This is a genomic window from Pseudomonas sp. NPDC089401 (assembly GCF_044749485.1).
Taxonomy (GTDB): domain Bacteria; phylum Pseudomonadota; class Gammaproteobacteria; order Pseudomonadales; family Pseudomonadaceae; genus Aquipseudomonas.
In genome coordinates this window covers 244,967-271,124 of record NZ_JBIVIA010000002.1, presented here as the reverse complement: position 1 = coordinate 271,124, position 26,158 = coordinate 244,967, and the positions used below count along the sequence as shown (strand labels likewise).

26 protein-coding genes are annotated in these 26,158 nt (G+C 64.7%); 13 read left to right on the top strand and 13 right to left on the bottom strand.

Translation table 11 applies throughout. The features are described 5' to 3' along the window. Position 1: 1 nt before the first annotated feature. Both tcyL and tcyJ read right to left on the bottom strand, forming a co-directional pair. Complete coding sequence (gene tcyL / locus ACIP21_RS05380; RefSeq protein WP_400684855.1) at positions 2-670, bottom strand: cystine ABC transporter permease; 669 nt, start codon at positions 668-670, stop codon at positions 2-4. Further along, on the bottom strand, positions 667-1,461 hold the full coding sequence (tcyJ, locus tag ACIP21_RS05375) for a cystine ABC transporter substrate-binding protein (protein ID WP_400684852.1): 795 nt from the start codon (positions 1,459-1,461) through the stop codon (positions 667-669). The genes tcyL and tcyJ overlap by 4 nt, the downstream gene beginning before the upstream one ends. Before the next feature lie 388 nt (positions 1,462-1,849). Between tcyJ and epsC the strand changes: the two genes are divergently transcribed. The 3 genes from epsC to betT all read left to right on the top strand — a co-directional run bounded on the left by epsC (position 1,850) and on the right by betT (position 5,070). Then, positions 1,850-2,782, top strand: coding sequence for a serine O-acetyltransferase EpsC (epsC, locus tag ACIP21_RS05370; RefSeq protein WP_400684849.1), 933 nt, complete (start codon positions 1,850-1,852; stop codon positions 2,780-2,782). Positions 2,783-2,908: 126 nt separating this feature from the next. Further along, entirely contained in the window at positions 2,909-3,070 is a 162-nt protein-coding gene (locus ACIP21_RS05365) for a hypothetical protein (protein WP_400684846.1), read from the top strand. A 38-nt stretch (positions 3,071-3,108) separates the two neighbouring features. Next, positions 3,109-5,070, top strand: coding sequence for a choline transporter BetT (gene betT / locus ACIP21_RS05360; RefSeq protein WP_400685868.1), 1,962 nt, complete (start codon positions 3,109-3,111; stop codon positions 5,068-5,070). A gap of 133 nt (positions 5,071-5,203) precedes the next feature. On the opposite strand, the gene tauD is transcribed toward betT, so the two are convergent. From tauD to tauA, 4 genes are read right to left on the bottom strand one after another with little or no spacing between them, the layout of a single operon-like run. Next, on the bottom strand, positions 5,204-6,037 hold the full coding sequence (gene tauD / locus ACIP21_RS05355) for a taurine dioxygenase (protein ID WP_400684843.1): 834 nt from the start codon (positions 6,035-6,037) through the stop codon (positions 5,204-5,206). Positions 6,038-6,084: 47 nt separating this feature from the next. Further along, positions 6,085-6,924: a taurine ABC transporter permease TauC gene (tauC, locus tag ACIP21_RS05350; RefSeq protein WP_400684840.1), complete on the bottom strand. Its 840-nt coding sequence runs from the start codon at positions 6,922-6,924 to the stop codon at positions 6,085-6,087. Further along, positions 6,924-7,712, bottom strand: coding sequence for a taurine ABC transporter ATP-binding subunit (tauB, locus tag ACIP21_RS05345; RefSeq protein ID WP_400684837.1), 789 nt, complete (start codon positions 7,710-7,712; stop codon positions 6,924-6,926). Before tauB ends, tauC begins: the two co-directional genes overlap by 1 nt. A gap of 17 nt (positions 7,713-7,729) precedes the next feature. After that, a complete protein-coding gene (gene tauA / locus ACIP21_RS05340) occupies positions 7,730-8,701 on the bottom strand; it encodes a taurine ABC transporter substrate-binding protein (RefSeq protein WP_400684835.1) in 972 nt (323 codons plus the stop codon). 505 nt (positions 8,702-9,206) lie between these two features. Here tauA and ACIP21_RS05335 point away from each other — a divergent pair. The 7 genes from ACIP21_RS05335 to ACIP21_RS05305 all read left to right on the top strand — a co-directional run bounded on the left by ACIP21_RS05335 (position 9,207) and on the right by ACIP21_RS05305 (position 15,753). Continuing rightward, positions 9,207-10,535 (top strand): OprD family porin, encoded by a 1,329-nt coding sequence (locus ACIP21_RS05335; protein ID WP_400684832.1) that lies wholly within the window; start codon positions 9,207-9,209, stop codon positions 10,533-10,535. 164 nt (positions 10,536-10,699) lie between these two features. Beyond that, a complete protein-coding gene (locus tag ACIP21_RS05330) occupies positions 10,700-11,338 on the top strand; it encodes a peroxiredoxin (RefSeq protein WP_400684829.1) in 639 nt (212 codons plus the stop codon). Between the two features lie 381 nt (positions 11,339-11,719). Next, a complete protein-coding gene (locus ACIP21_RS05325; RefSeq protein ID WP_400684826.1) occupies positions 11,720-12,685 on the top strand; it encodes a sulfonate ABC transporter substrate-binding protein in 966 nt (321 codons plus the stop codon). Between the two features lie 60 nt (positions 12,686-12,745). Further along, positions 12,746-13,894 carry an FMNH2-dependent alkanesulfonate monooxygenase gene (gene ssuD / locus ACIP21_RS05320; RefSeq protein ID WP_400684824.1) on the top strand — a complete coding sequence of 383 codons (1,149 nt, stop codon included), beginning with the start codon at positions 12,746-12,748 and terminating at the stop codon, positions 13,892-13,894. 10 nt (positions 13,895-13,904) lie between these two features. Continuing rightward, positions 13,905-14,702 (top strand): aliphatic sulfonate ABC transporter permease SsuC, encoded by a 798-nt coding sequence (ssuC, locus tag ACIP21_RS05315; protein ID WP_400684821.1) that lies wholly within the window; start codon positions 13,905-13,907, stop codon positions 14,700-14,702. Continuing rightward, complete coding sequence (ssuB, locus tag ACIP21_RS05310; RefSeq protein ID WP_400684818.1) at positions 14,702-15,514, top strand: aliphatic sulfonates ABC transporter ATP-binding protein; 813 nt, start codon at positions 14,702-14,704, stop codon at positions 15,512-15,514. Before ssuC ends, ssuB begins: the two co-directional genes overlap by 1 nt. 23 nt (positions 15,515-15,537) lie before the next feature. Then, positions 15,538-15,753 carry a molybdopterin-binding protein gene (locus ACIP21_RS05305; protein WP_008095172.1) on the top strand — a complete coding sequence of 72 codons (216 nt, stop codon included), beginning with the start codon at positions 15,538-15,540 and terminating at the stop codon, positions 15,751-15,753. Between the two features lie 127 nt (positions 15,754-15,880). On the opposite strand, the gene ACIP21_RS05300 is transcribed toward ACIP21_RS05305, so the two are convergent. The 4 genes from ACIP21_RS05300 to ACIP21_RS05285 all read right to left on the bottom strand — a co-directional run bounded on the left by ACIP21_RS05300 (position 15,881) and on the right by ACIP21_RS05285 (position 20,949). Further along, positions 15,881-16,510: a TetR/AcrR family transcriptional regulator gene (locus tag ACIP21_RS05300; protein ID WP_400684815.1), complete on the bottom strand. Its 630-nt coding sequence runs from the start codon at positions 16,508-16,510 to the stop codon at positions 15,881-15,883. Then, positions 16,510-18,087 (bottom strand): glutamate--cysteine ligase, encoded by a 1,578-nt coding sequence (gshA, locus tag ACIP21_RS05295; protein ID WP_400684813.1) that lies wholly within the window; start codon positions 18,085-18,087, stop codon positions 16,510-16,512. Before gshA ends, ACIP21_RS05300 begins: the two co-directional genes overlap by 1 nt. 154 nt (positions 18,088-18,241) lie before the next feature. Then, positions 18,242-18,625, bottom strand: coding sequence for a PaaI family thioesterase (locus tag ACIP21_RS05290; RefSeq protein WP_400684810.1), 384 nt, complete (start codon positions 18,623-18,625; stop codon positions 18,242-18,244). Then, entirely contained in the window at positions 18,625-20,949 is a 2,325-nt protein-coding gene (locus ACIP21_RS05285; RefSeq protein ID WP_400684807.1) for a Tex family protein, read from the bottom strand. The genes ACIP21_RS05290 and ACIP21_RS05285 overlap by 1 nt, the downstream gene beginning before the upstream one ends. 216 nt (positions 20,950-21,165) lie before the next feature. Here ACIP21_RS05285 and ompR point away from each other — a divergent pair, with 216 nt between their 5' ends. Then, the gene (ompR, locus tag ACIP21_RS05280; protein ID WP_400684804.1) at positions 21,166-21,906 is read left to right on the top strand and encodes a two-component system response regulator OmpR; all 741 of its coding nucleotides are present in this window, start codon (positions 21,166-21,168) and stop codon (positions 21,904-21,906) included. A 13-nt stretch (positions 21,907-21,919) separates the two neighbouring features. Further along, on the top strand, positions 21,920-23,233 hold the full coding sequence (locus tag ACIP21_RS05275) for an ATP-binding protein (RefSeq protein WP_400684801.1): 1,314 nt from the start codon (positions 21,920-21,922) through the stop codon (positions 23,231-23,233). Positions 23,234-23,332: 99 nt separating this feature from the next. Here ACIP21_RS05275 and rimK read toward each other — a convergent pair whose 3' ends face one another. After that, a complete protein-coding gene (gene rimK, locus ACIP21_RS05270; RefSeq protein ID WP_400684798.1) occupies positions 23,333-24,238 on the bottom strand; it encodes a 30S ribosomal protein S6--L-glutamate ligase in 906 nt (301 codons plus the stop codon). Continuing rightward, positions 24,235-24,717 carry an ATP-dependent zinc protease gene (locus ACIP21_RS05265; RefSeq protein ID WP_400684795.1) on the bottom strand — a complete coding sequence of 161 codons (483 nt, stop codon included), beginning with the start codon at positions 24,715-24,717 and terminating at the stop codon, positions 24,235-24,237. The genes rimK and ACIP21_RS05265 overlap by 4 nt, the downstream gene beginning before the upstream one ends. A 109-nt stretch (positions 24,718-24,826) precedes the next feature. Here ACIP21_RS05265 and ACIP21_RS05260 point away from each other — a divergent pair, with 109 nt between their 5' ends. Further along, a complete protein-coding gene (locus ACIP21_RS05260; protein WP_400684792.1) occupies positions 24,827-25,228 on the top strand; it encodes an RNA-binding S4 domain-containing protein in 402 nt (133 codons plus the stop codon). Between the two features lie 133 nt (positions 25,229-25,361). On the opposite strand, the gene ACIP21_RS05255 is transcribed toward ACIP21_RS05260, so the two are convergent. After that, positions 25,362-26,156: a phosphatase PAP2 family protein gene (locus ACIP21_RS05255; protein WP_400684789.1), complete on the bottom strand. Its 795-nt coding sequence runs from the start codon at positions 26,154-26,156 to the stop codon at positions 25,362-25,364. Positions 26,157-26,158 lie beyond the last annotated feature (2 nt).

Sequence of the window (26,158 nt, the reverse complement as noted above, 5' to 3'; positions counted from 1 at the left end):
CTCAATGCTCCTGGTCGTGCTGGTTGACCCGCGCTTCCATGCGGTTCTGGAAGTGCGCGAGGATGCTGCAGAGGATCCAGTAGATCACCGCCACCGCCAGGTACATGGTGAACACCTCGAAGGTGCGCGCGGTGATCAGTTGCGCCTGGCGGAACAGTTCGGGCACCTGGATGGTGGCCGCCAGGGCGGTGTCCTTGACCAGCGAGATGAAACTGTTGCCCAGCGGCGGCAGCGCGGTGCGCAGCGCCTGGGGCAGGATCGCCCGGCGCATCGCCTGGGTGCGGGTCATGCCGATGCTGGCGGCGGCTTCCCACTGGCCACGGTCGATCGAGGAGATCGCGGCACGGAGGATTTCGCAGATGTACGCGGCCATGTTCAGCGACAGGCCGATCAGCGACGCCGGGATCGGGTCGAGCTCGATGCCGATCTGCGGCATGCCGAAGTAGATCACGAACAGCTGCACCAGCAGCGGCGTGCCACGGAAGAACGACACGTAGATGCGCGCCAGCCAGTCCAGCGGCAGGATCTTCGACAGCCGCATCAGTGCCAGGGCAAACCCCAGCACCAGGCCGAAGAACATGCCGCCGACGCTGAGCAGCACGGTGTAACCCGCGCCCTTGAGCAGGAAGGGCGCGGAATCGGCAACGAGTTGCAGGCTTTCAGCGATCATTTGGTGACATCGGCACCGAAGTATTTGTCCGACAGCTTGGCCAGCGTGCCGTCGGCCTTGAGCTTGTCGATGGCCTTGTTGATTGCCGCCAGCAGCTCAGGCTCGCCCTTGCGCAGGGCCACGCCGCTTTCCAGGCGCGAGAAGGCAGCGCCGGCCAGTTGTGTGTCGGTGGCCTTCTTGGCGTACTCCAGCGCCGCCAGGCGGTCGATCAGGATGGCGTCGATGCGGCCGTTGCGCAGGTCGGCGAACTTGCTTGGGTCGTCTTCATAGGTGCGCACGTCTGCCTTCGGCACGTCCTGCTTCACCCACTGCTCGTAGTTGGTGCCCAGGCCCACGCCGACCTTCTTGCCGGCCAGGTCCTGGGCGGCATTGATGTTCAGCTGCTCGGCCTTCTTCTTCAGGATCAGCGCCTGGATCCCGGAAACGGTGTAGGGCTCGGAGAAGTCGTACTTCTTCTTGCGCTCCTCGGAGATGGTTACCTGGTTGATCACCACGTCCAGGCGCTTGGACTCCAGGGCGGCGAGGATGCCGTCCCATTTGGTCGGCTGGATCTTGGCCTTGACCCCCAGTTCCTTGGCCAGCAATTCCGACAGCTCCACTTCGAAGCCGGTCAGCTTGCCGTTCTCGTCCTGGAAGCTGAACGGTGGGTAGGTGCCTTCGAGGCCGACGTTGATCACACCGTTCTTCTCGATGGTCTTCAGTTGCTCGCCGGCGAAGGCCTGGCCGAGCAGGCCGGCACCCAGGAGGATGGCCAGGCTGGCGTTGAGAAGCGGTTTGGCGAATTTCGACATGTCAGACCCCGCGCTTGTTGTTTAAGTAGTGGGTGGCGACTATAGAAGTTGGCTGCATAGGCCTGGAAATAATAAAAAATTATTTTGTTATTCCCTTTAATCGCGATGCCAGGTCATGGCTGCTTTGAGGGTAGGCCAGGTTGCTGCCCCCGTCATCGCCGCTTATGCCCGACTTAGCGCAGAGTGGAATAAAGCGTTGTTTTTTCCAAGGGGCGGATTTGCCGTAGAGTGGATTGCACATGGCAGGCCCGGCCTCTTCGCGGGTAAACCCGCTCCCACAGAGCCCCCACAAATTCTGAGTAATGTGGAGTACCTGTGGGAGCGGGTTTACCCGCGAAGAGGCCGGCCCTGCTGATAAAAAAGTTGGCCCCTTTGGCAGGAGAACACCGTGAGCGAACAACCTTCATCCGGGCACTGGCAGTTGCACAGCATCGTCAGCGGCCTGCGCGGCGCCCGTGAGCAGTGGCGCAGCCGCAATGGCCGCAGCAGCGGCGAGCAGGGCGGGCGCGAGTTGCCGTCGCGCGAAGCGATGCGGCAGATCCTCGAGCAGCTGTGCGGGGCGCTGTTCCCGATGCGCCTGGGGCCGGTCGACCTGCGTGAGGAAAGCGAAGACTTCTACGTCGGCCACACCCTCGATGCCGCCCTTACCGCACTGCTGGCCCAGGCGCGGCTGGAGCTGCGCTACGCCGCACGGCAGAGCCGCGCAGAGCTGGAAGGTATCGACGCCCATGCCCTGCGCCTGATCCAGGATTTTGCCGCGGCCCTGCCGGGCCTGCGGGTGCTGCTCGACACCGACGTGCTGGCGGCCTACCACGGCGACCCGGCGGCGCGCAGCGTCGACGAGGTGCTGCTGTGCTACCCGGGGATCCTGGCGATCATCCACCACCGCCTGGCCCACCACCTGTACCAGGCCGGGCTGCCGTTGCTGGCGCGGATCAGTTCGGAGCTGGCGCATTCGGCGACCGGCATCGACATCCACCCGGGGGCGCAGATCGGCCAGAGCTTCTTCATCGACCACGGCACCGGTGTGGTGATCGGCGAGACGGCGATCATCGGCGAGCGGGTGCGTATCTACCAGGCGGTGACCCTGGGCGCCAAGCGTTTCCCCAGCGACGAGTCGGGCACCCTGCACAAAGGCCTGCCGCGTCACCCGATCGTCGAGGACGATGTGGTGATCTACGCCGGGGCGACCATCCTGGGCAGGATTACCATCGGCCAGGGCTCGACCATTGGCGGCAATGTGTGGCTGACCCGCAGCGTGCCGGCAGCGAGCAACATCACCCAGGCCAACCTGCAGCTGGATTGCCAGGACAAGAACTGATACGAAATCTGTACCGGCCTCTTCGCGGGTAAACCCGCTCCCACAGGAACCCCACAGATCCTGAATGATGTGGCGTACTTGTGGGAGCGGGCTTGCCCGCGAAAGGGCCGGAACAGGAGGGCACCGATGGGCGCCCCGGTTCGCTTTGAAATCCGATCCATGTTTAACTTGAACGCTTGTTCAACGAAAAACGCTGGTCCGCTGCCGGTGTTCATCAGGAGGATTCCTTTGCTGAACCCGTTCAATCCGAGCCTCACGTCGATCGACGACGAGGTGCCTGTTTCATGAGTGCACCGTCCCCCTCCCTTGCCAATGGCAAGATCCGCATGAACCCCCCGGTGTTCTATTTCGCGGCGAGTTTCATCCTGCTCTTCGGCCTGGTGGTGATCGCCTTCCCGCAAGCCTCCGGCGAGTGGCTGATGGCGGCGCAGAACTGGGCGGCCAATACGGTCGGCTGGTACTACATGCTGGCCATGACCCTGTACCTGGTGTTCGTGGTGGTCACCGCGTTGTCCGGCTACGGCAAGATCAAGCTGGGCGCCGACCATGACGAACCCGAGTTCAGCTACCTGTCTTGGGCCGGCATGCTGTTCGCCGCCGGCATCAGCATCACGCTGTTCTTCTTCTGCGTCTCCGAACCCCTGACCCACATGCTGCAACCGCCGCAAGGCGAAGGTGGCACGGCCGAGGCCGGGCGCCAGGCCATGCAGATCCTGTTCCTGCACTGGGGCCTGCATGGCTGGGGGGTGTTCGCCTTCGTCGGCATGGCGCTGGCCTACTTCGCCTACCGCCACAACCTGCCGCTGGCCCTGCGCTCGGCGCTGTACCCGCTGATCGGCAAGCGGATCAACGGGCCGATCGGCTACGCGGTGGACGGCTTCGGCATCATCGCCACGGTGTTCGGCCTGGGCGCCGACATGGGCTTTGGCGTGCTGCACCTGAACGCCGGCCTCGACTACCTGTTCGGCATCAGCCACAGCCAGTGGGTGCAGGTGATCCTGATCGCGCTGATGATGGGCGCGGCGGTGGCCGTGGCGGTCGCCGGGGTCGAGAAGGGCGTGCGGGTGATGAGCGACATCAACCTGTTCCTGGCCTGTGCGCTGCTGTTGTTCGTGCTGTTCGCCGGGCCCACCCAGCACCTGTTCAACACCCTCATCCAGAACCTCGGCGACTACCTCGGCGCCCTGCCGCGCAAGAGCTTCGACGTGTACGCCTATGGCGAGCAGCGCGACTGGCTGGGTGGCTGGACGGTGTTCTACTGGGCCTGGTGGATTGCCTGGGCGCCGTTCGTGGGGCTGTTCATCGCGCGGATCTCGCGCGGGCGCACCATCCGCGAGTTCGTCTTCGGCGTGCTGCTGATCCCGCTGGGCTTCACCCTGGCGTGGATGTCGATCTTCGGCAACAGTGCCCTGGACCAGGTGATCAACCACGGCATGACCGCGCTTGGCCAGTCGGCGTTGGACAACCCGTCCATGAGCTTGTACCTGCTGCTGGAAACCTACCCGTGGAGCAAGGTGGTGATCGCCGTGACGGTGTTCATCAGCTTCGTGTTCTTCGTCACCTCGGCCGACTCCGGCACCGTGGTGCTGTCGACCCTGTCCGCCAAGGGCGGCGGTGCCGACGAGGACGGGCCGAACTGGCTGCGCATCTTCTGGGGCGCGATGACCGCGCTGATCACCAGCGGCCTGCTGTTCGCCGGCAGCATCGACTCGCTGAAGTCGGCGGTGGTGCTGACTTCGCTGCCGTTCTCGCTGATCCTGCTGTGCATGATGTGGGGGCTGCACAAGGCCTTCTATCTGGAGAGCCAGCGGCAGATCGCGCAGATGCACTCGCTGGCACCCTTCGCGCAATCGCGCCGTGGCCGGGGCGGCTGGCGCCAGCGCCTGAGCCAGGCGGTGCACTTCCCGTCACGCGACGAGGTGTACCGCTTCATGGACGACGTGGTGCGCCCGGCGATCGCCGATGTGCGCGAGGTGTTCGAGCAGAAGGGGCTGGTGCTGGTGACCCAGGACGACCCGAGCCATGACAACGTCAGCCTCAAGGTCGGCCATGGCGAGGAACAGCCGTTCATCTACCAGGTGCAGATGCGCGGCTACTTCACCCCGTCGTTCGCACTGGGTGGGCTGGGTACCCAGGAGTTGAAGAACCGCCGCTACTACCGGGCGGAAGTGCACCTGAGCGAAGGCAGCCAGAACTACGACCTGGTGGGCTACAGCAAGGAGCAGATCATCAACGACATCCTCGACCAGTACGAGCGGCACATGCAGTTCCTGCATCTGGTCAGGTAATAGCCTGTACCGGCCTCTTCGCGGGTGAACCCGCTCCCACAGGTACTGCACAGTATTCAGAAACTGCGCGGTCCTTGTGGGAGCGGGTTTATCGAGGCGTCGAACCGCCGCGAAGAGGCCGGAGCAGGATGTCTCAGAAGGGGGCATCCCCCAGGATGGTCGCCCGGTGCATCACCCGCCGGTTGGGCCGGTAATCATCCACCGCAAAATGCTGGGTCACGCGGTTGTCCCAGAACGCCACGTCATTCTCCTGCCACCTCCAGCGAATGCTGAACTCCGGCCGCGTCGCATGGGCGAACAGCAGCTTCAGCAACGCCTCGCTTTCCAGCTCGCTCAGTTCATTGATGCGTGTGGTGAACCCTTCGTTGACGAACAACGCCTTGCGCCCGCTCACCGGATGCGTGCGTACCACCGGGTGCGACAGCGGCGGGTTGTTGCGCCGGGTCGCTTCCCAGCGCGCCAGGTCTTCGGCCGTGGTGCCGAAGCGCTCCAGCGGGAACGACTTGGTGAAGTCATGGGTGGCGGTCAAGCCGTCGAGCAACCCGCGCAGTGGCGCCGACAAGGCTTCGAACGCCGCAATGCCACTGGCCCACAGGGTGTCGCCGCCATAGGCCGGCAACTGCTTGGCGCTGAGCACCGCGCCCAGCGCCGGGGTCGGCAGGAAGGTCACGTCGGTGTGCCACACGGCGTTGTCACGCACGTCGGTGACCGCCGTGTCGAGGATCAGCACCTGGGGTGTTTCCGGCACGTTGGGATAGATCGGGTGGATGTGCAGGTCGCCGAAACGGGCAGCGAAGCGCGCCTGCTGCTCGGGCTCGATCGGTTGGTCGCGGAAGAACAGCACCTGGTGCCGGAGCAGCGCCTGCTCGATGGCATCGCGCTCTGTCTCGCTGATGTCGCGGCTGATGTCGACGCCGCTGATCTGCGCGCCGAGCGCCGGGCTGAGGGGGGTGATGGTCAGGCTCATGTCGGTCTCTTCAATCAGGCGCCAGGCTGCTGGCGTGGTCAGTCGAATCAGTGGCTCTGGCCATGCCAGGGCACCAGCTTGCGTTGCAGGGCGCGCAGGCCCATCTCCAGGGCGAAGGCGATCAGGGCGATCAGCAGGATGCCCAGCACCACCACGTCGGTGACCAGGAACTGCGCCGCCGACTGCACCATGAAGCCCAGGCCGCTGGTGGCGGCGATCAGCTCGGCGGCGACCAGGGTCGACCAGCCGACGCCCAGGCCGATGCGGATGCCGGTGAGGATGTCGGGCAGGGCGCTGGGCAGGATCACGTGGCGGATCAGTTGCGCCTTGCTCGCCCCCAGCGACTGTGCGGCACGCAGCTTGGCCGGGTCGACGGTGCGCACGCCGGTGGCGGTGGCGATGGCGATCGGGGCGAAGATCGCCAGGTAGATCAGCAGCACCTTGGACAACTCGCCGATGCCGCACCAGATGACGATCAGCGGCAGGTAGGCCAGCGGTGGGATCGGCCGGTAGAACTCGATCAGCGGGTCGAGGATGCCGCGGGCCACGCGGTTGTAGCCGATGGCGATGCCGACCGGGATCGCGGTCAGGGTCGCAGCGCCCAGGGCCAGGCCGATGCGCCCCAGGCTCGCGCCCAGGTGTTGCCACAGGCTGGCGTCCATGTAGCCCTGGGTGAGCAGGGACCAGCCTTTGGCCAGGATGTCGCCGGGCGAGGGCAGGAACAGCGGCTCGATCCAGCCGACGGCGGTCACCAGCCACCAGGCCAGCAGCAGGCTGGCGAGGGTCAGGGTGCTGATCCAGCGGGTGGAAAGCGGGCGGCGCACCTTGGCGGCCGGCCGGGTTGGGGTGTCTTGCTTGCCGCTGACCGGCAGGTTCAGGCTGCTCATCATGCGCGCTCCTGCAGGCTTTGGCGTTGCGAGAACACGCGGGCCAGGACGTGCTCGCGGGTTTCGATGAAGCGGGGGTCGGACTTGATCGCCCGGGCCGACTCGCCAGCGGCGTAGCGTTGGCCGAAGTCCAGCTGCAGGCGCTCGACCACGCGGCCGGGGTTGGGCGCCAGCAATACCAGCTCGCTGGCCAGGAATACCGCTTCCTCGATGTCGTGGGTGATCAGGAACACCGGCTTGGCGGTACGCTGCCAGACCTGCAGCAACAGCTCCTGCATCTGCTCGCGGGTAAAGGCATCGAGGGCGCCGAACGGTTCGTCCATCAACAGCACCCGTGGGTCGGCCGCCAGCGCCCGGGCCAGGCCCACGCGCTGCTTCTGGCCGCCGGAGAGTTGCCAGATACGCCGTTCGCCGAAGCCGTCGAGATCGACCAGGGCGAGCATCTCGCGGGCCTTGGCTTCGCGCTGGGCGCGGGGAACACCGGCCAGTTGCAGGCCGAAAGCGACGTTGCCGAGCACGTTCTGCCAGGGCAGCAAGGCATCGTCCTGGAACACCACGCCACGCTCGGCACCGGGGCCTTGCACCGGCACACCGTCGAGGCTGATGCGCCCGCCGCTGGGGGCGACGAAGCCTGCGATGAGGTTGAGCAGCGAGGTCTTGCCGCTGCCCGATGGCCCGAGGGCCACCAGCAGCTGGCGCGGGCCCAGGCTCAGGTTGATGTCGGCCAGCACCGGGGTGGCGGCGCCGGGGTACTGTGCGCTGATGCGCTCCAGTTCGAGCAAGGCCATGGCAGGCTCCGTCGTGCTTAGTTGGGGATGTACTGGGCGCTGACGTACGGCGCGTAGTCCGGCAGCACCGCGTCGACCTTGCCCTGTTGCTTGAGGAAGGTGGCGGTGTCGGTCAGCGCCTGGGTGGTCGGCGCGCCCAGGGCCTTGGCCTGGTCGGCGGCCAGCGGGTAGACGTTGCCTTGCAGCAGCAGCGGGATGTCGCCCGGCTTGGCACCGGAGAGCTTGGCCAGCTTGGCCACGTTGCCCTGGTCGGCGAGCCAGGCTTGCGGGTCCTTGCGGTAGTCGGCGTAGGCGTCGAGGGTGACCTTGGCGAAGGCCTTGACCACGTCCGGGTGCTTGGCGGCGAAGTCCTTGCGCACGATCCAGGCGTCGAAGGTCGGCGCGCCTTTTTTCGCCAGGTCACCGGAGGTGATCAGCACCTTGCCGTTTTCCTTGGCCACGCCCAGGGCCGGGTCCCAGACGTAGGTGGCGTCGATGTCGCCGCGCTTCCAGGCGGCGATGATCGCTGGCGGGGCGAGGTTGAGGATCTGCACCTTGGCCGGGTCGATGTTCCACTGTTTCAGGGCGGCGAGGAGGCTGTAGTGGCCGGTGGAAACGAACGGCACGGCGACCTTCTTGCCGATCAGGTCCTGGGGCGTCTTGATGGTGTCGCGGGCGACCAGTGCTTCGCCGGCACCGATCTGCGTGGCGATGAGAAAGGTCTCGACCGGCAGCTTGCGGGTGGCGGCGGCGGCCAGCGGGCTGGAACCGAGGTAGCCGATCTGCACGTCGCCACTGGCCACGGCGGTGATCACGTCGGCGCCATTGTCGAACTTGCGCCAGTCGATGCTGGCCTTGCTGGCTTTTTCGTAGTCGCCATCGACCTGGGCGACCTTGGCCGGGTCGACGGTGGTCTGGTAGGCCACCGTCAGGTCGGCGGCCTGGGCCAGCCAGCTGGCGCTGGCGAGGGTCAGGGCGGCGAACAGGCGCAGCGGAGCATGCGGGATCATGATTGAACCTCTCGTCAGGCAAGGGGATGTGCGGGATGACGAGAAGACTAAATGATCTAAGAATATAGAAATAAATAACTTTTTTGCATTAGCTTAGGATGCAAAGGCGCTAACGCCGGTGGAGGCAGGGAAGGGTACTGGCGGAACAAGGGAGCACTGCTAGTCTCTTTCCCCTCCCCACCGAGGGGGTTCGGTGGGTGACTGGTCGGCAAACGTTTGCAAATAACCTAAAGGTATGATTGCGCGCTGCCGATACAGCATTTCGCAGTAAAGGTTCCGATGATATTCCGTAAAAATCTTAGAATTTCACAAAACGGTCATTTTGGATTTATAGGATTGTCATTATCCTGTAGCGCAGGGGGTGTCTTAGACCAAAGTCGTGAAATGTCTGGAAATGATTGACTAGAGGGTCACGCTTTGGGGCTAATCGCCCATCCACGGTGAGCGGGGCATAAGACCTTGCCGCTTAGAGATACACAAGAATTAGAACGTAGAGGAGCAAAACATGTACAAGTCCAGCCTGGCTCTGGCCGTGGCACTGGGGGTTATCGCCCAATCCGCAGGCGCTGCCGGTTTCATCGAGGACAGCAAGCTGTCGCTCAGCTCGCGCACCATGTATTTCAACGACGACAACCGTGAAGCGCCAGACGCCAAGCCGCGTCCTGACACGCGTGAGTCGGGTCAAGGCTTCAAACTCGACTACATTTCCGGCTTCACCCAGGGTACCGTTGGTTTTGGTGTCGATGCCCAGGCTCTGTGGGGTATCCACCTGGATGGTGGCAAGGGCTACCACGCCAACGGCAGCAGCTTCTTCCCTAGCGACTCCGATGGTTCCGCAGAGAAGCAGTGGGCACGTCTGGGTGCGAACGCCAAGGCTCGCTTCTCCAAGACCGAAGTTCACTACGGCAGCGCCCTGGCGCCTAACCTGCCGATCCTTGTTGCCAACGATGGTCGTCTGCTGCCACAAACCTTCGAGGGTGGCACCATCCAGTCGAAGGAAATCGACAACCTGACCATCAACGCCGGTCAGCTGACCCACGCGATGGGCCGTGCTTCGAGCAACCGTACTGGGCTGGCTGTTGCTGGCGGCGTTCAGGAAAGCAACAAGTTCCGCTACGGTGGTCTGGACTACAAGCTCACCAAAGACCTGACCCTGCAGTACTACTACTCGAACCTGGAAGACTACTACAAGCAGCACTTCCTGGGCCTGACCCACCTGTTCCAGATCGATCAGGACCAGTCGTTCAAGACCGACTTGCGCTACTTCGATAGCAGCAAGGACGGGAAGAATGGCCAGACTGGCTACTTCTTCAACAACAACGGCGGTTACGCGAAGGACAAGAACGAGGTCAACAACAAGACCTGGTCTGCGATGTTCACCTACACCCTGGGTGGTCACGCGTTGATGCTGGGCCACCAGCAGGTCAACGATGACGGTGGCTTTGTGTGGCTGAACCAAGGCAGCCTGGTTGACGAAGGCGCCGGCGGTGCAAGCTTCTACCTGTTCACCGACAGCATGATCAACCAGTTCGCCAAAGCGGGTGAGAACACCACCTTCGGTCAGTACTCGTACGATTTCGCTCGCCTGGGCGTACCTGGTCTGAAGGCATCGGTAGCCTACCTGCGTGGTGAAGATGGCCGTAACCAGAATGGCCATGGCACCTTCAGTGAGTGGGAGCGTGATGCGCGCGTCGACTATGTACTGCAAGACGGCGTCCTGAAAGGCCTGGGCTTCAGCCTGCGTCAGGGTGTTTATCGCGGTACCGGCACCAGCTCCGCGAACGACAAGGATCAAACTCGCTTCATCGTGAACTACACTTACGCCTTCATGTAAGTCGTAGCCCCATAAGAAGCCTCGCCTAGCGCGAGGCTTTTTTGTGCCTGCGATTCCGTATTCAATAAAGTTATAAATAAATCATTATTTATTCTTTTTGTTTTTAATCAGATACAGGCACATTGAACCCACACGGTCAGCACACAGCACAGGAGCCGCACCCCATGAGCCTCAAACTCGGCGACATCGCCCCCGACTTCGAACAGGAATCCAGCGAAGGCAAGATCCGCTTCCACGAATGGCTCGGCAACAGCTGGGGTGTGCTGTTCTCCCACCCGGCCGACTTCACCCCGGTGTGCACCACCGAGCTGGGGCTGACCGCCAAGCTCAAGGACGACTTCGCCAAGCGCGGGGTCAAGGCCATCGCCCTGTCGGTGGACCCGGTCGACTCGCACCACAAGTGGATCGAGGACATCAACGAGACCCAGAACACCGTGGTCAACTTCCCGATCATCGCCGACGCCGACCGCAAGGTCTCCGACCTGTACGACCTGATCCACCCCAACGCCAGCGACACCCTCACCGTGCGCTCGCTGTTCGTCATCGACCCGAACAAGAAGGTGCGCCTGACCATCACCTATCCGGCCAGTACCGGGCGCAACTTCAACGAGATCCTGCGGGTGATCGATTCGCTGCAGCTGACCGACAACCACAAGGTCGCCACGCCGGGTAACTGGCAGGACGGCGACGAGGTGGTGATCGTGCCTTCGCTGAAGGACGAAGAGGAGATCAAGCAGCGCTTCCCGAAAGGTTACCGGGCAGTGAAGCCCTACCTGCGGCTGACCCCGCAACCCAATCGTTGATGAATTCCTCGTTGCATTGCTCTTAGCCATAGCAGGGATTTTCGGGCCGTTTCGACGGCCCTTTTTTATGCCTGTGGAAAAAGGCTGGCTTCTTCGCGGGCAAGCCCGCTCCCACAGGTAATGCAGTGGATCAAGGCTTTGCGCGTCTCCTGTGGGAGCGGGCTTGCCCGCGAAAAGGCCATTAAAACAAAAAAATAAAATGGAATAACCAAATGAAAAAATATGATTTCTAGATATATGAACAGACTGGTAATGTCACTCCAACAGAACACCAGGCAACGCCGAAACCACTGACCGGCCAAGCCATCGCTCCACCACCTTACTCGCCCGACAACGAGGCAAGCAGGTGCAACCCGAACCCCATCGCATCAGGAGAGCGCCATGCGCACAATCTTCTTGCGTCGTGGTCTGGTCGCCCTGTTTGCGGCGGCTGTGTCCTTCGGCGCCATCACCCAAGCCCAGGCCGAGAGCCTGCGCATCGGTTACCAGAAATACGGCACGCTGGTGCTGCTCAAGGCCAAGGGCACGCTGGAGAAGCGCCTGGCCGAGCAAGGCGTGCAGGTGCAATGGACCGAATTCCCCGGCGGCCCGCAGCTGCTCGAAGGGCTCAACGTCGGCTCCATCGATTTCGGTGTCACCGGCGAAACCCCGCCAGTGTTCGCCCAGGCCGCCGGCGCCGACCTGCTCTACGTGGCCTATGAGCCACCGGCACCGCACAGCGAAGCCATCCTCGTGCCGAAAGGCTCGCCGATCCAGTCGGTGAAAGACCTCAAGGGCAAGAAAGTCGCCTTCAACAAAGGCTCCAATGTCCACTACCTGCTGGTCCGCGCCCTTGACGATGCCGGCCTCAAGTACAGCGACATCCAGCCTGTCTACCTGCCGCCTGCCGATGCCCGCGCCGCCTTCGAGCGCGGCAGCGTCGACGCCTGGGTGATCTGGGACCCGTACCAGGCCGCCGCCGAGCAGCAGTTGCAGGCCCGCACCCTGCGTGACGGCAAGGGCCTGGTCGACAACCACCAGTTCTACCTCGCCACCCGTAATTACGCGACCCAGCACCCGGCGGTGATCAGCACCCTGATCGACGAAGTGCGCGCCGTCGGCGAGTGGTCCCAGGCCAACCCGCAGGAGGTCACCGACCAGGTGGCGCCGCTGCTCGGCCTGCCCGCCGACATCACCCTGACCTCGGTGAAGCGCCAGGGCTACGGCGCCGCGCCGCTCACCCCGCAAGTGGTAGCCGCGCAACAGAAGATCGCCGACACCTTCCAGGCGCTCAAGCTGATTCCCAAGCCGCTGAGCATCAAGGACGTGATCTGGACACCGCCCGCCAAGGTCGCCAGCGCGCCTTGATCGATTCGCCCCCGCCGGAGCGCCGCTCCGGCTTGAGCCACCCTTGAGGAGACAACTCCAATGAGCCTGAACATCTTCTGGTTCCTACCGACCCACGGTGACGGCAAGTACCTGGGCACCTCCGACGGCGCCCGCGCGGTCGACCATGGCTACCTGCAACAGATCGCCCAGGCTGCCGACCGCCTCGGCTTCGGTGGCGTGCTGATCCCCACCGGGCGCTCCTGCGAGGACTCCTGGCTGGTGGCGGCGTCGCTGATCCCGGTGACCCAGCGCCTGAAGTTCCTGGTCGCCCTGCGCCCGGGCATCATTTCGCCGACCGTGGCCGCGCGCCAGGCCGCCACCCTCGACCGCCTGTCCAACGGCCGCGCGCTGTTCAACCTGGTCACCGGCGGCGACCCGGACGAACTGGCCGGCGACGGCCTGCACCTGAACCATCAGGAACGCTACGAAGCCTCGGTCGAATTCACCCGCATCTGGCGCAAGGTGCTGGAAGGTGAAACGGTCGATTACGACGGCAAGCACATCCAGGTGAAGGGCGCCAAGCTGCTCTACCCGCCAATCCAGCAGCCACGTCCGCCGCTGTACTTCGGCGGCTCCTCGGAGGCTGCGCAAGACCTTGCCGCCGAGCAGGTCGAGCTGTACCTGACCTGGGGCGAGCCGCCAAGCGCGGTGGCCGAGAAGATCGCCCAGGTGCGTGAGAAAGCCGCCGCCCAAGGCCGCGAAGTGCGCTTCGGCATCCGCCTGCACGTGATCGTGCGGGAAACCAACGCAGAGGCCTGGGCCGCCGCCGACAAGCTGATTTCGCACCTGGACGACGACACCATCGCCCGCGCCCAGGCCTCGCTGGCGCGCTTCGACTCGGTTGGCCAGCAGCGCATGGCCGCCCTGCACAACGGCAACCGCGACAAGCTGGAAGTCAGCCCCAACCTGTGGGCCGGCGTCGGCCTGGTGCGTGGCGGTGCCGGTACCGCGCTGGTCGGCGATGGCCCGACCGTGGCGGCGCGGGTCAAGGAATACGCGGCCCTGGGCATCGACACCTTCATCTTCTCTGGCTATCCGCACCTGGAAGAGTCGTACCGCGTGGCCGAGCTGCTGTTCCCGCACCTGGACGTGCAACGCCCGGAGCAGGCCAAGGCCGGTGGCTACGTGAGCCCGTTCGGCGAAATGGTCGCCAACGACATCCTGCCCAAGTCCGTCGCGCAGAGCTGAGGGCCGGGCCATGAGTCGTGCAACTTCCATCACCCTGAGCCAGCGCCTGGCGCCGTGGGCCCTGCCCGTGCTGCTGCTGGCGGCCTGGCAGCTGGCGGTCAGCGCCGGCTGGCTGTCGACGCGCATCCTGCCGGCGCCGAGCGCGGTGGTCAGCGCTGGTGTCGAGCTGGTGCGCAGCGGCGAGATCTGGAACCACCTGGCCATCAGCGGCTGGCGTGCCGGCCTGGGCTTCGTCATCGGCGGCAGCATCGGCCTGGTGCTGGGCTTCATCACCGGCCTGTCGAACTGGGGCGAACGCCTGCTCGACAGTTCGGTGCAGATGATCCGCAACGTGCCGCACCTGGCGCTGATCCCGCTGGTGATCCTGTGGTTCGGCATCGACGAGTCGGCGAAGATCTTCCTGGTCGCCCTGGGCACGCTGTTCCCGATCTACCTGAACACCTACCACGGCATCCGCAACGTCGACCCGGCGCTGGTGGAAATGGCCCGCAGCTATGGGCTGTCCGGCTTCGGCCTGTTCCGCCAGGTGATCCTGCCCGGTGCGCTGCCATCGATCCTGGTCGGTGTGCGTTTCGCCCTGGGCTTCATGTGGCTGACCCTGATCGTCGCCGAGACCATTTCGGCTAATGCCGGCATCGGTTACCTGGCGATGAATGCCCGTGAATTCCTGCAAACCGACGTGGTGGTGCTGGCCATCGTCCTGTACGCCGTGCTCGGCAAGCTCGCCGACCTGGCCGCCCGCGGCCTGGAACGGGTGTGGCTGCGCTGGCATCCGGCCTACCAGGTTGCCAAGAAGGAGGGCGCGTGATGACCGTGCTCAAAGCACAACCGCCGCGCCTGCTGCGTGGCATCCCGCTGGCCTCGAACGGCCTGCGCAAGGCCTTTGGCCAACGGGAAGTCTTGAAAGGGATCGACCTGCACGTCCCGGCCGGCCAGTTCGTCGCCATCGTCGGGCGCAGTGGTTGCGGCAAGAGCACCTTGCTGCGCCTGCTGGCCGGGCTCGACCAGCCCACCTCCGGCGAGTTGCTGGCCGGTGCCGCGCCGCTGAGCGAGGCCCGCGAGGAAACCCGCCTGATGTTCCAGGACGCGCGCCTGCTGCCCTGGAAGAAGGTGATCGACAACGTCGGCCTGGGGTTGAGCGGTGATTGGCGCCAGCGTGCATTGGATGCGCTGGAGGCGGTCGGCCTGGCGGATCGCGCCAACGAGTGGCCCGCCGCCCTGTCCGGCGGCCAGAAGCAGCGTGTGGCCCTGGCCCGCGCCTTGATCCACCAGCCGCGCCTGCTGCTGCTGGACGAGCCGCTGGGCGCACTGGATGCGCTGACCCGCATCGAGATGCAGCAACTGATCGAACGCCTGTGGCGTCAGCACGGCTTCACCGTGCTGTTGGTCACCCATGACGTCAACGAGGCGGTCGCCATCGCTGACCGGGTGATCCTGATCGAGGAGGGTGAAGTCGGCCTGGACCTCGACGTCGATCTGGCAAGGCCCAGGGCGCGGGGCTCGCACCGCCTCGCCGCGTTGGAAAGCGAAGTACTCGACCGTGTTCTGTCGGCCCCGGGCACCACGCCCGAGCCGGACCCTGTAGCCCCTTTGCCCACGCAGCTGCGTTGGGCGCACTGAACCCTAAGAGAAGGAAGCAAGCCATGACCATCAAAGCGATCAACGTCCGCAACCAGTTCAAAGGCACCGTCAAAGAAATCCTCGAAGGCCCGGTATTGTCGGAAATCGACGTGCAGACCGCCTCTGGCATCGTCACTTCGGTGATTACCACCCGCTCTGTGAAAGAGCTGGAGCTGCAGGTGGGCAGTGAAGTGATTGCCTTCGTGAAGTCGACTGAAGTGTCCATCGCCAAGCTGTGAAGGCGCTGCTCGATATCGGGGCTGCGTTGCAGCCCTTTCGCGACACAAGGCCGCTCCTACAGAAACCGCGTGATGCCTGTAGGAGCGGCCTTGTGTCGCGAAAGGGCCGCAGAGCGGCCCCAAGGTATCAGGAACGCTTGGCCAGGAAAGGCGGCAGATAAAGCCCCAGATACGCCTCGAACACCCGCTTGCCTTCCTCGGCCATGCGCGGGGTGATCGTCTCGTGCAGCTGCACCGAGCGCGCATACACCCGGTCGCTCAACTCCATCGCCAGGGCAAACACATCCACATCGGCCGGCATCACCGGCAACTGGAAGTGCTGGTCGAACAGCTTGCCCATCAGTTCACCCAGCTCCATGTCGTGCTGGCGGTCGGCCTGCACCACTTCGCTGAGCCCATGCTGGGCCAGGATCAACTGCCGCGCCGCGGCATCGCCGTTGTAGATGTCGAGCATGCGTTGCTCGATCAGCCGCGACAGCGCGTGCCAGGTGGCAAACGCGCTGCTGTCGATGGGCGCGCTCAAGGCCTCGCGGAAGGCCCGGTGCACGTCGGCGGTCAAAGCCTCCAGCAGGGCAGGCACGCTGGCGAAGAAGTGATACACCGACGACGGCGGGATCTGCGCCCGTTCGGCCACGCTGTAGATCGACAACGCCGCCACCCCTTGCCCGGCCAGCAACTCGCGTGCGGCCGCCAGGATCGTGTCGATCCTGGCCTGGCTGCTGGCGCGTGGCTTGCGTGCGGAGGGGGTGCGGCTCATCAGTTGCTGATCGCCAGGATGCTGGCCTGGTAGGCGCCGACGAACAGGTCGAAGTCGCCGACCTCTTCCTGCTCCAGTTCGGACTGCTTGGCCAGCGATTCCCGGGCGAGGGTCTCGAAGTGCTGTTGCTGCTCGCCCGACAGCGGCTGCTCGCGGAAGGCCTCTGCGTGCAGGCGGCTCTGGCGCAGGGAGAACTGGATGAAGCTCTCGTCGTGCTCGGTCATGCGCGCCAGGACCTGGGCCGACGGCGTCAGTTCAGGGTCGTCGACCTTGGCCTGCTGTGCTTCCAGGGCCTTGGCGTGGGCGTCACCGCCGTGGGCCTGGTCGAGCAGCCCGGCCAACTGGCCAATGCGTTCGATCAACTCGGTGGCCCACGCCTTCAGCGTGATTGGCTGGCCGGCACGATGCAGCTCCAGGCCTGGGCGGCGACCTTCCTTGACCACGGTGAGGAAGTTGTCGGTGCACTGGCCGCATTCGCCGTTGTCCAGCTGCGGGCTTTCTTCGAGGGCGCAGAACAGCAGGAAGGCGTCGAGGAAGCGTGCTTCGGTGAGGTCGATGCCCACCGGCAGGAACGGGTTGATGTCCAGGCAGCGCACCTCGACGTACTGCACGCCGCGCGAGGTCAGGGCCTGGATCGGCCGCTCGCCGGTGTAGGTGACGCGCTTGGGGCGGATGTTCGAGTAGTACTCGTTCTCGATCTGCAGGATGTTGGTGTTCAGCTGCACCCACTCGCCATCCACATGCGTGCCGACCTCGACATAGGGCGGGTAGGGCGTGCCCACCGCCTTGCGCAGGCTGTCGGTGTAGCTGGCGAGGTTGTTGTAGCAGGGCGTGAGGCCGGCCTGGGCGTTGCTCTGGTAGCCCAGGTCGCTCATGCGCAGGCTGGTGGCGTAGGGCAGGTACAGGGTTTCGGCGTCCAGCTCTTCTAGCTGGTGCGGGCGGCCGCGCAGGAAGCCCTTGTCCAGGGTCGGCGAGGCGCCGAACAGGTACATCAGCAGCCAGCTGTAGCGGCGGAAGTTGCGGATCAGCGCGATGTACGCCGAGGACTGGTAGTCGCGGTCGCTTTGCTCGCCGCCTTCGGCATCGCGCAGCAGCGGCCACAGGGCTTCGGGCAGGGAGAAGTTGTAGTGGATGCCGGCGATGCACTGCATGGTGCGGCCGTAGCGCAGGGCCAGGCCCTTGCGGTAGACATGCTTGAGCTTGCCGATGTTGGAGCTGCCGTACTCGGCGATCGGGATGTCCTCCTCGGCCGGCAGCACGCAGGGCATCGACGGGCTCCACAGGTATTCGCTACCCAGCTTGCTGTAGACGAAGCGGTGGGTCTGTTCGAGGCTCTCGAGCACCTTGGCCGGGTCCGCCAGGGCCGGGGTGATGAACTCCAGCAGCGACTCGGAATAATCGGTGGTGATCTGCTCGTTGGTCAGCGCCGAACCCAGGGCTTCGGGGTGCGGCGTCTGGGCCAGGCGGCCTTCGTCGGTCACGCGCAGGCATTCGCGCTCAATACCGTGCAGGCACTGCTCGAGCAGGGGGAGATTGGCGCCGAGCAGGCTCAGGCGGCGGTTGAGGAGGTCGCTCAAGATGTATTCCTTCACGCGTCAGTCGCCCCAATATGGGGGTAGAGATGACGGTCTACAAGGGTAGGAAAAAAGGAACTGGCGTTGTCGCCTGGTTTACGCGGTTCCGGCAGTGCCAGCGCACTGCCGAAAAATACCGCAGATACCCCTTGGTGAGCTAGAGAACCGCGAAGGTTCCTTGCGCTTTCGCCACCAGTTTGTCGCCCTGAGCTACGTCGGCTTCGACCACCAGGGTGCGGCGCCCGGCATGCAGCACGCGGGCGGTGCACAGCACTTCACCGTCGCTGACGGCGCGCAGGTAGTTGATCTTGCACTCGATGGTCACGCTCTGCTGATCGAAACCGTGGCTGGCCGAGCAGGCCAGGCCCATGGCGATGTCGACCAGGCTGAAGATCGCCCCGCCGTGCAGCTTCTGGCCGCGGTTGCGCAGCTGTGGTTCGAGCGCCAGGGCCACTTCGGCAACGCCCGTGTCCAGGCGTTGCACGCGGCAGCCGAGAAGCTGGCTGTAGGCGCTCTGGACCACCTCCTTGGGGATGTCCATCACTTCTTCTTCAGCTGTTTGGCGTTGGCGAACAGCGAGGCCATGGCGTTGTTGGCCGGGGCGGCAGTGGCGCTTTCACGCTGGCGCGGCGCTTGCTGCTGGCGGTTGCCGGCGTTGCCACGGTTGCCGCCGCGGTTGCCCTCGACCTTCTCGCCCGGGGTGTCGCTCATGCGCATGGACAGGCCGACGCGCTTGCGCGGGATGTCCACTTCCATGACCTTGACCTTGACCACGTCGCCGGCCTTGACCGCTTCGCGCGGGTCCTTGATGAACTTCTCCGACAGCGCCGAGATGTGCACCAGGCCGTCCTGGTGCACGCCGATGTCGACGAAGGCACCGAAGTTGGTGACGTTGGTCACCACGCCTTCGAGGATCATGCCCGGCTCCAGGTCCTTGAGGTCCTCGACGCCGTCCTGGAAGGTGGCGGTCTTGAACTCGGGGCGCGGATCGCGGCCGGGTTTGTCCAGTTCCTGGAGGATGTCGGTGACGGTCGGCAGGCCGAAGGTCTCGTCGGTGAACTTCTTCGGGTCCAGGCGCTTGAGGAAGCCGCTGTCGCCGATCAGCGAGCGGATGTCGCGCTCGGTGCCGGCGGCGATGCGTTGCACCAGCGGGTAGGCCTCGGGGTGCACGGCGGAGGCGTCGAGCGGGTTGTCGCCGTTCATCACGCGGAGGAAGCCGGCAGCCTGTTCGAAGGTTTTTTCACCCAGGCGGCTGACCTTTTTCAGCGCCGCGCGGGTGGCGAACGGGCCGTTGGCGTCGCGGTGGGCGACGATGTTCTGGGCCAGGGTGGCATTGAGGCCGGAGATGCGCGTCAGCAGCGCCACCGAGGCGGTGTTGACGTCGACGCCCACGGCGTTCACGCAGTCTTCGACCACGGCGTCCAGGCCGCGGGCCAGCTTGAGCTGGGAGACGTCGTGCTGGTACTGGCCGACACCGATGGATTTCGGGTCGATCTTGACCAGCTCGGCCAGCGGGTCCTGCAGGCGGCGGGCGATCGACACGGCGCCGCGGATCGACACGTCGAGGTCCGGGAATTCGCGGGCTGCCAGCTCGGAGGCCGAGTACACCGAGGCGCCGGCCTCGGAGACCATGATCTTGGTGATCTTCAGGGCTGGATATTTTTTGACCAGCTCGGCCACCAGCTTGTCGCTCTCGCGGCTGGCGGTGCCGTTGCCGATGGCGATCAGCTCCACCGAGTGCTTGGCGCACAGCGCGGCCATGATGGCAATGGTGCGGTCCCAGTCGTTCTTCGGGGCGTGCGGGTAGACCGTGGTGTGGTCGAGCAGCTTGCCGGTGGCGTCGACCACGGCGATCTTGCAGCCGGTGCGCAGGCCCGGGTCGAAGCCCAGGGTGGCGCGCGGGCCGGCCGGGGCGGCCAGCAGCAGGTCGTGCAGGTTGTGGGCGAAGACGTTGATCGCCTCGCCTTCGGCGTTGTCGCGCAGCTCGCCGAACAGGTCGGTTTCCAGGTGGGTGTAGAGCTTGACCTTCCAGGTCCAGCGAACCACTTCACCCAGCCACTTGTCGGCCGGGCGGCTGCGGTTTTCCACGCCGACATGGTTGCCGATCATCACTTCGCACGGGTGCAGGGTGCCCGGCAGCTCTTCGCCGACCTTCAGCGAGGCGCTCAGCACGCCTTCGTTGCGCCCGCGGAAAATCGCCAGGGCACGGTGCGACGGGGCGTTGCGCAGCAGTTCGTCATGGGCGAAGTAGTCGCGGAACTTGGCGCCTTCTTCTTCCTTGCCGGCCACCACGCGGGCGCTGAGCACTGCTTCCTGCTTGAGGAAGTTGCGCAGCTTGTCGAGCAGGGCGGCGTCTTCGGCGAAGCGCTCCATGAGGATGTACTTGGCGCCTTCCAGGGCGGCCTTGACGTCGGCCACGCCTTTTTCCGCGTCGACGAAGCGTGCCGCTTCGCTTTCCGGGGCCAGGTTCGGGTCGTCGAACAGGCCGTCGGCCAGCGCGCCGAGGCCGGCTTCCAGGGCGATCTGGCCCTTGGTGCGACGCTTCTGCTTGTACGGCAGGTAGAGGTCTTCGAGGCGGGTCTTGGTGTCGGCCAGCTTGATCTCGCGGGCCAGTTCCGGGGTCAGTTTGCCCTGTTCCTCGATGCTCGAGAGGATGCTGGCGCGTCGCTCGTCGAGTTCGCGCAGGTAGCGCAGGCGTTCTTCCAGGTGACGCAGCTGGGTGTCGTCGAGGCTACCGGTGACTTCCTTGCGGTAACGGGCGATGAAGGGCACGGTCGAGCCTTCGTCCAGCAGGCCCACGGCCGCCTCGACCTGCTGCGGGCGTACGCCCAGTTCCTCGGCGATTCGGCTGTTGATGCTGTCCATGAGTACCACCTGACATGTCTGAATACGGGGGTCGCCGCCGGCCGTTCGCCCGCTGGCGCTGGATGAAAGCGGCGCATTATACCCATCGGCAACCGCTTGCGGTGATGGCGCCCGGCCAGTGGGAAGTGGCGCCGGGGGAAAAATCTGCTAACAATGCTCACGGCACGTGCAGCGTTGGCTACGCCATAATGCGCGGCGATCTCAGAGGAGTTATTCATGACCGGCACCGCAAACACCGCAGAAGGTGAAAAGATTCTCATCGTCGACGACGACCCGGGGCTCAGCAGCCTGCTGGAGCGTTTCTTCACCAGCAAGGGCTACCGCGCCCGCGCGGTGCCGAACACCGAACAGATGGACCGCCTGCTGCAGCGCGAGGTGTTCAACCTGGTGGTGCTCGACCTGATGCTGCCTGGCGAGGACGGCCTGTCCGCGTGCAAGCGGCTGCGCCAGTCGAACAACCAGATCCCGATCATCATGCTCACCGCCAAGGGCGACGAGCTCAGCCGCATCAAGGGGCTGGAACTGGGTGCCGACGACTACCTGGGCAAGCCGTTCAACCCGGACGAGCTGATGGCACGGGTCAAGGCCGTGCTGCGTCGCCAGTCGCCGAGCGTGCCGGGCGCGCCGGGCAGCGAGGATGAAATCGTCACCTTCGGCGATTACGAGCTGTCGCTGGCCACCCGCGAGCTCAAGCGTGGCAACGAAGTGCACATGCTGACCACCGGCGAATTCGCCGTGCTCAAGGCACTGGTGATGCATGCCCGCGAGCCGCTGACCCGCGACAAGCTGATGAACCTGGCCCGTGGCCGCGAGTGGGATGCCCTGGAGCGCTCCATCGACGTCCAGGTGTCGCGCCTGCGCCGCATGATCGAGCCGGACCCGTCCAAGCCTCGCTACATCCAGACGGTCTGGGGCGTGGGCTACGTGTTCGTCCCGGACGGAAACGCCGGCAAATGATGCCGCGCCGTCGATGAAAACACCGCTCTGGTTCCCGCAAAGCTTCTTTGCCCGCACCTTGTGGCTGGTGCTGATCGTCGTCCTGTTCTCCAAGGCGTTGACCCTGGTCTACCTGCTGATGAACGAGGACGTGCTGGTCGATCGGCAGTACAGCCACGGCGTGGCGCTGACCCTGCGCGCCTATTGGGCCGCGGATGAAGAGAACCGCGACAAGATCGCCGAGGCCGCCGGGCTGATCCGCGTCACCGGTTCCGGTGTGCCGGAGGGTGAGCAGCACTGGCCGTACAGCGAAATCTACCAGCGGCAGATGCAGGCTGAGCTGGGTGAAGACACCGAAGTACGCTTGCGCATCCATGCGCCACCGGCGCTGTGGGTCAACGCGCCGAGCCTCGGCCCGGGCTGGCTGAAGGTACCGCTCTATCCCCACCCGCTGCGCGGGCAGAAGATCTGGAACGTGCTGGGCTGGTTCCTGGCCATCGGCCTGCTGTCGACCGCCTCGGCGTGGATCTTCGTGCGTCAGCTCAACCAACCGCTCAAGCGCCTGGTGTTCGCCGCCCGCCAGGTCGGCCAGGGGCGTAGCGTGCGCCTGCCGATCAGCGATACGCCCAGCGAAATGACCGAGGTGTACCGCGCCTTCAACCAGATGGCCGAGGATGTCGAGCAGGCCGGGCGCGAGCGTGAACTGATGCTGGCGGGGGTTTCCCACGACCTGCGCACGCCGTTGACGCGGTTGCGCTTGTCCTTGTCGTTGCTGGACAGCGACAACGAGTTGAGCGATGACATGGTCCGCGACATCGAGGACATGGACGCGATTCTCGACCAGTTCCTGGCATTCATCCGCGACGGCCGCGACGAGCCGGTGGAGGAGGTCGACCTGGCCGAACTGGTGCGCGAGGTGGTGGCGCCTTACAACCAGCCGGAACAACGCGTGCGCCTGTGCCTGGAGCCGATCCCGCCGTTCCCGCTGCGCCGGGTGTCGCTCAAGCGCATGCTGGGCAACCTGATCGGCAATGCCCTGCACCATGCTGGCAGAGGCGTCGAGGTGGCGGCCTATGTGTCCGGTGAAGAGAGTGCACCCTACGTGGTCATGAGCGTGCTGGACCGAGGTGCCGGGATCGACGAGTCGGAGCTGGAGACCATCTTCAACCCGTTCATTCGCGGGGACCGGGCACGGGGTGGCAAGGGCACCGGGCTGGGGTTGGCGATCGTCAAGCGGATCGCGGCGCAGCATGGCGGCAATGTCGAGTTGCGCAACCGGTCGGGCGGCGGGATCGAGGCACGGGTGCGGTTGCCGCTGGGGTTGTTGCTGCCGCGCAATGCCGTGTGAGCCTTGCCGGCCTCTTCGCGGCTGAAGCCGCTCCCACAGGGGATGGTGTGGCCCCTGTGGGAGCGGCTTCAGCCGCGAAGAGGCCGGTACAGGCTTGAATCAACCCTTGCCCTTGGTCCGGGTCTGATTCGGCCCGCCATTCTTTTCCAGGTGCTCGATGATCATCCCGGCCACGTCCTTGCCGGTGGTCACCTCGATACCCTCCAGTCCTGGCGACGAGTTCACCTCCATCACCAGCGGCCCATGGTTGGAACGCAGGATATCCACACCCGCGACGCTCAAGCCCATCACCTTGGCTGCGCGAATGGCCGTGATCCGTTCCTCGGGGGTGATCTTGATCAGGCTGGCGACACCGCCCCGGTGCAGGTTGGAGCGGAACTCGCCCGGCTTGGCCTGGCGCTTCATCGAGGCGATCACCTTGTCACCCACCACGAAGCAGCGGATGTCGGCGCCACCGGCTTCCTTGATGTATTCCTGGACCATGATGTTCTGCTTCAGCCCCATGAACGCCTCGATCACCGACTCTGCGGCCTGGGTGGTTTCGCACAGGACCACGCCGATGCCTTGAGTCCCTTCGAGCACCTTGATCACCAGTGGCGCGCCATTGACCATCTGGATCAGGTCCGGGATGTCGTCCGGTGAATGCGCGAAACCGGTGATCGGCAGGCCGATGCCACGGCGCGAGAGCAGTTGCAGCGAGCGCAGCTTGTCGCGTGAGCGGGCAATCGCCACCGACTCGTTGAGCGGGTATACGCCCATCATCTCGAACTGGCGCAGGACGGCGCAGCCATAGAAGGTCACCGATGCGCCAATGCGCGGGATCACCGCGTCGAAACCTTCCAGCGGCTTGCCGCGGTAGTGGATCTGCGGCTTGTGGCTGGCGATGTTCATGTAGGCCCGCAGGGTGTCGATCACCACCATTTCATGGCCCCGCTGGATGCCGGCTTCGACCAGGCGGCGGGTGGAATACAGACGCGGATTGCGCGACAGCACAGCGATCTTCATGCAGCACCTGTGACAGGAGAGAGAGTGGCCGGGTAGGCCGGTTTGTCTTGTACGTACTTGAGGCCAGGGTTGACCACCAGCTGGCCCTGGATAAGCGCCTTGGAGCCCAGCAGCAGGCGATAGCGCATGTTCTTGCGGCAGGCCAGGGTGAACTCGACTTCCCACACCGCATCGCCCAGGGCCAGCGAAGTGCGGATCACGTAGCGGGTCTGCGCCTGGCCGTTGGAGCTCTTGATGGTCTTCATCGTCACCAACGGCGCTTCGCAGCGGCGGTGGCGCAGCTGCACCACCGAGCCCAGGTGCGCGGTGAAGCGCACCCAGGGCTGGCCGTCGCGCTCGAACGGCTCCACTTCGGTGGCATGCAGGCTGGAGGTGCTGGCGCCGGTATCGATCTTGGCGCGCAGGCCCGCCACGCCGAGGTCGGGCAGGGCTATCCACTCGCGCAGGCCGATCACTGTCAGATGGTCAAATTTCTTCACGAAGCACACCCTGCGGATAAGGTGGTGAACTGTAAGCACGCCTGGGACTTTTTGCATCCGTTAGTGAAGGTAGTACAGTTCGATGAAAGACAGAATTCGAGGAAACGCGATGGCACAAAAAGCCGAGGACGACGACAAGGTCCGCCTGGACAAATGGCTGTGGGCGGCGCGCTTCTACAAGACCCGCGCCCTGGCCAAGGCGGCGATCGAGAGCGGCAAGGTGCATTGCCGGGGCGAGCGCTGCAAGCCGGGCAAGGAGCCGCGGGTGGGCGATGAGTTCGTGCTGCGCACCGGTTTCGACGAGCGTACCGTGGTGGTCAAGGCACTGTCGATCGTGCGGCGTGGGGCGCCCGAGGCGCAGACGCTGTATGAGGAGACCGAGGAAAGCGTGCGACGCCGGGAACAGGCGGCCGAGCTGCGCAAGGCGGGGGCGATGGGGGTGAGTACCGATGGCCGGCCGAACAAGAAGCAGCGGCGGCAGATTCACCAGCTGCATGGGAGTTTTGAATAGCCGCGCTGGTGCAGCAAGCGCGCCGCATAACCTGTGGGAGCGGGTTTACCCGCGAAGAAGGCGACGCGGAGCTTGGCACCGGCTTCGCCGGTGTTCGCGGGTAAACCCGCTCCCACAGGAATTGCTCAGAATGTTAGCGGATAACAGCCAAGCGCCCGACCATCGGCACCTTCTTCGCGATCCTGAACAAAGGCGCCGTCCAGCGCAGCAGCAGCGCACTGCCCTTGGCCGCCAACGGCGTATGACAGCTCCAGCCCAGCGCCAGTACCGCCATCAGCAAGCCGCCGATGTAGTCGTCCTGCCCCCAGTGCGCGCCGGCCACCAGCCGCGGCATCATGAACAGCAAGGCCAGCGCCCAGGTCACCAGGTGCTGCACCAGGCGACGGCTGAACAGGCTCATGAACAGCGCCCAGATCAGCAGTACCGAGGCGTGGTCACCCGGGAAGCTGCTGCTGGAGCGGTCCTTGAGTTCCCAGGCCTTTTCCAGGTTCGGGTAGTAGCTGCTCAGGTGCACGACGTTGTCCAGCACCATCGACGGGCTGTCGTGTTGCCAGCCCATTGCATCCACCCACTTGGAAAACAGCGCGCGAATCACCACTAATAGGATCAGCGTGACCAGAAAGCCAAAGAAGGCTTCGCGTACCTGGCTGGCCTTGAACACCCAATTGCCGCGGATCAGCACGGTCAGCAGGATCAGGCCAACGACGATATCGAAGGGACGCAGGCTGCCGACGGTCCAGATGTAGCGCCAGGCCGTGTGGTCGGCCAGTGGTGCATTGAGGCTGTGGAACAGCCATTCGTCGAAAGTCAGGCACAGGATCTGGCCAATAGGCCATAACCAGAAACACAGTAGAGCGATGGGAAGCAGCGTACAGGCTGCCAATGGCCCCCAGGACCACCTTGCTTGGAACAGTGGTCGATTGTCCATAA

Coding starts and splice junctions, on each gene's coding strand:
- tauC (WP_400684840.1), bottom strand. CDS start 6,924: ATGAGCAGCCTGAACCTGCCGGTCAGCGGCAAGCAAGACACCCCAACC.
- ACIP21_RS05365 (WP_400684846.1), top strand. CDS start 2,909: ATGGGCGCCCCGGTTCGCTTTGAAATCCGATCCATGTTTAACTTGAAC.
- tauD (WP_400684843.1), bottom strand. CDS start 6,037: ATGAGCCTGACCATCACCCCCCTCAGCCCGGCGCTCGGCGCGCAGATC.
- ACIP21_RS05325 (WP_400684826.1), top strand. CDS start 11,720: ATGCGCACAATCTTCTTGCGTCGTGGTCTGGTCGCCCTGTTTGCGGCG.
- ACIP21_RS05305 (WP_008095172.1), top strand. CDS start 15,538: ATGACCATCAAAGCGATCAACGTCCGCAACCAGTTCAAAGGCACCGTC.
- tauA (WP_400684835.1), bottom strand. CDS start 8,701: ATGATCCCGCATGCTCCGCTGCGCCTGTTCGCCGCCCTGACCCTCGCC.
- ACIP21_RS05300 (WP_400684815.1), bottom strand. CDS start 16,510: ATGAGCCGCACCCCCTCCGCACGCAAGCCACGCGCCAGCAGCCAGGCC.
- ssuD (WP_400684824.1), top strand. CDS start 12,746: ATGAGCCTGAACATCTTCTGGTTCCTACCGACCCACGGTGACGGCAAG.
- tauB (WP_400684837.1), bottom strand. CDS start 7,712: ATGGCCTTGCTCGAACTGGAGCGCATCAGCGCACAGTACCCCGGCGCC.
- ACIP21_RS05260 (WP_400684792.1), top strand. CDS start 24,827: ATGGCACAAAAAGCCGAGGACGACGACAAGGTCCGCCTGGACAAATGG.
- rimK (WP_400684798.1), bottom strand. CDS start 24,238: ATGAAGATCGCTGTGCTGTCGCGCAATCCGCGTCTGTATTCCACCCGC.
- ssuC (WP_400684821.1), top strand. CDS start 13,905: ATGAGTCGTGCAACTTCCATCACCCTGAGCCAGCGCCTGGCGCCGTGG.
- ssuB (WP_400684818.1), top strand. CDS start 14,702: ATGACCGTGCTCAAAGCACAACCGCCGCGCCTGCTGCGTGGCATCCCG.
- ACIP21_RS05275 (WP_400684801.1), top strand. CDS start 21,920: ATGAAAACACCGCTCTGGTTCCCGCAAAGCTTCTTTGCCCGCACCTTG.
- ACIP21_RS05335 (WP_400684832.1), top strand. CDS start 9,207: ATGTACAAGTCCAGCCTGGCTCTGGCCGTGGCACTGGGGGTTATCGCC.
- tcyL (WP_400684855.1), bottom strand. CDS start 670: ATGATCGCTGAAAGCCTGCAACTCGTTGCCGATTCCGCGCCCTTCCTG.
- tcyJ (WP_400684852.1), bottom strand. CDS start 1,461: ATGTCGAAATTCGCCAAACCGCTTCTCAACGCCAGCCTGGCCATCCTC.
- betT (WP_400685868.1), top strand. CDS start 3,109: ATGAACCCCCCGGTGTTCTATTTCGCGGCGAGTTTCATCCTGCTCTTC.
- ACIP21_RS05285 (WP_400684807.1), bottom strand. CDS start 20,949: ATGGACAGCATCAACAGCCGAATCGCCGAGGAACTGGGCGTACGCCCG.
- ACIP21_RS05255 (WP_400684789.1), bottom strand. CDS start 26,156: ATGGACAATCGACCACTGTTCCAAGCAAGGTGGTCCTGGGGGCCATTG.
- ACIP21_RS05330 (WP_400684829.1), top strand. CDS start 10,700: ATGAGCCTCAAACTCGGCGACATCGCCCCCGACTTCGAACAGGAATCC.
- ACIP21_RS05290 (WP_400684810.1), bottom strand. CDS start 18,625: ATGGACATCCCCAAGGAGGTGGTCCAGAGCGCCTACAGCCAGCTTCTC.
- ompR (WP_400684804.1), top strand. CDS start 21,166: ATGACCGGCACCGCAAACACCGCAGAAGGTGAAAAGATTCTCATCGTC.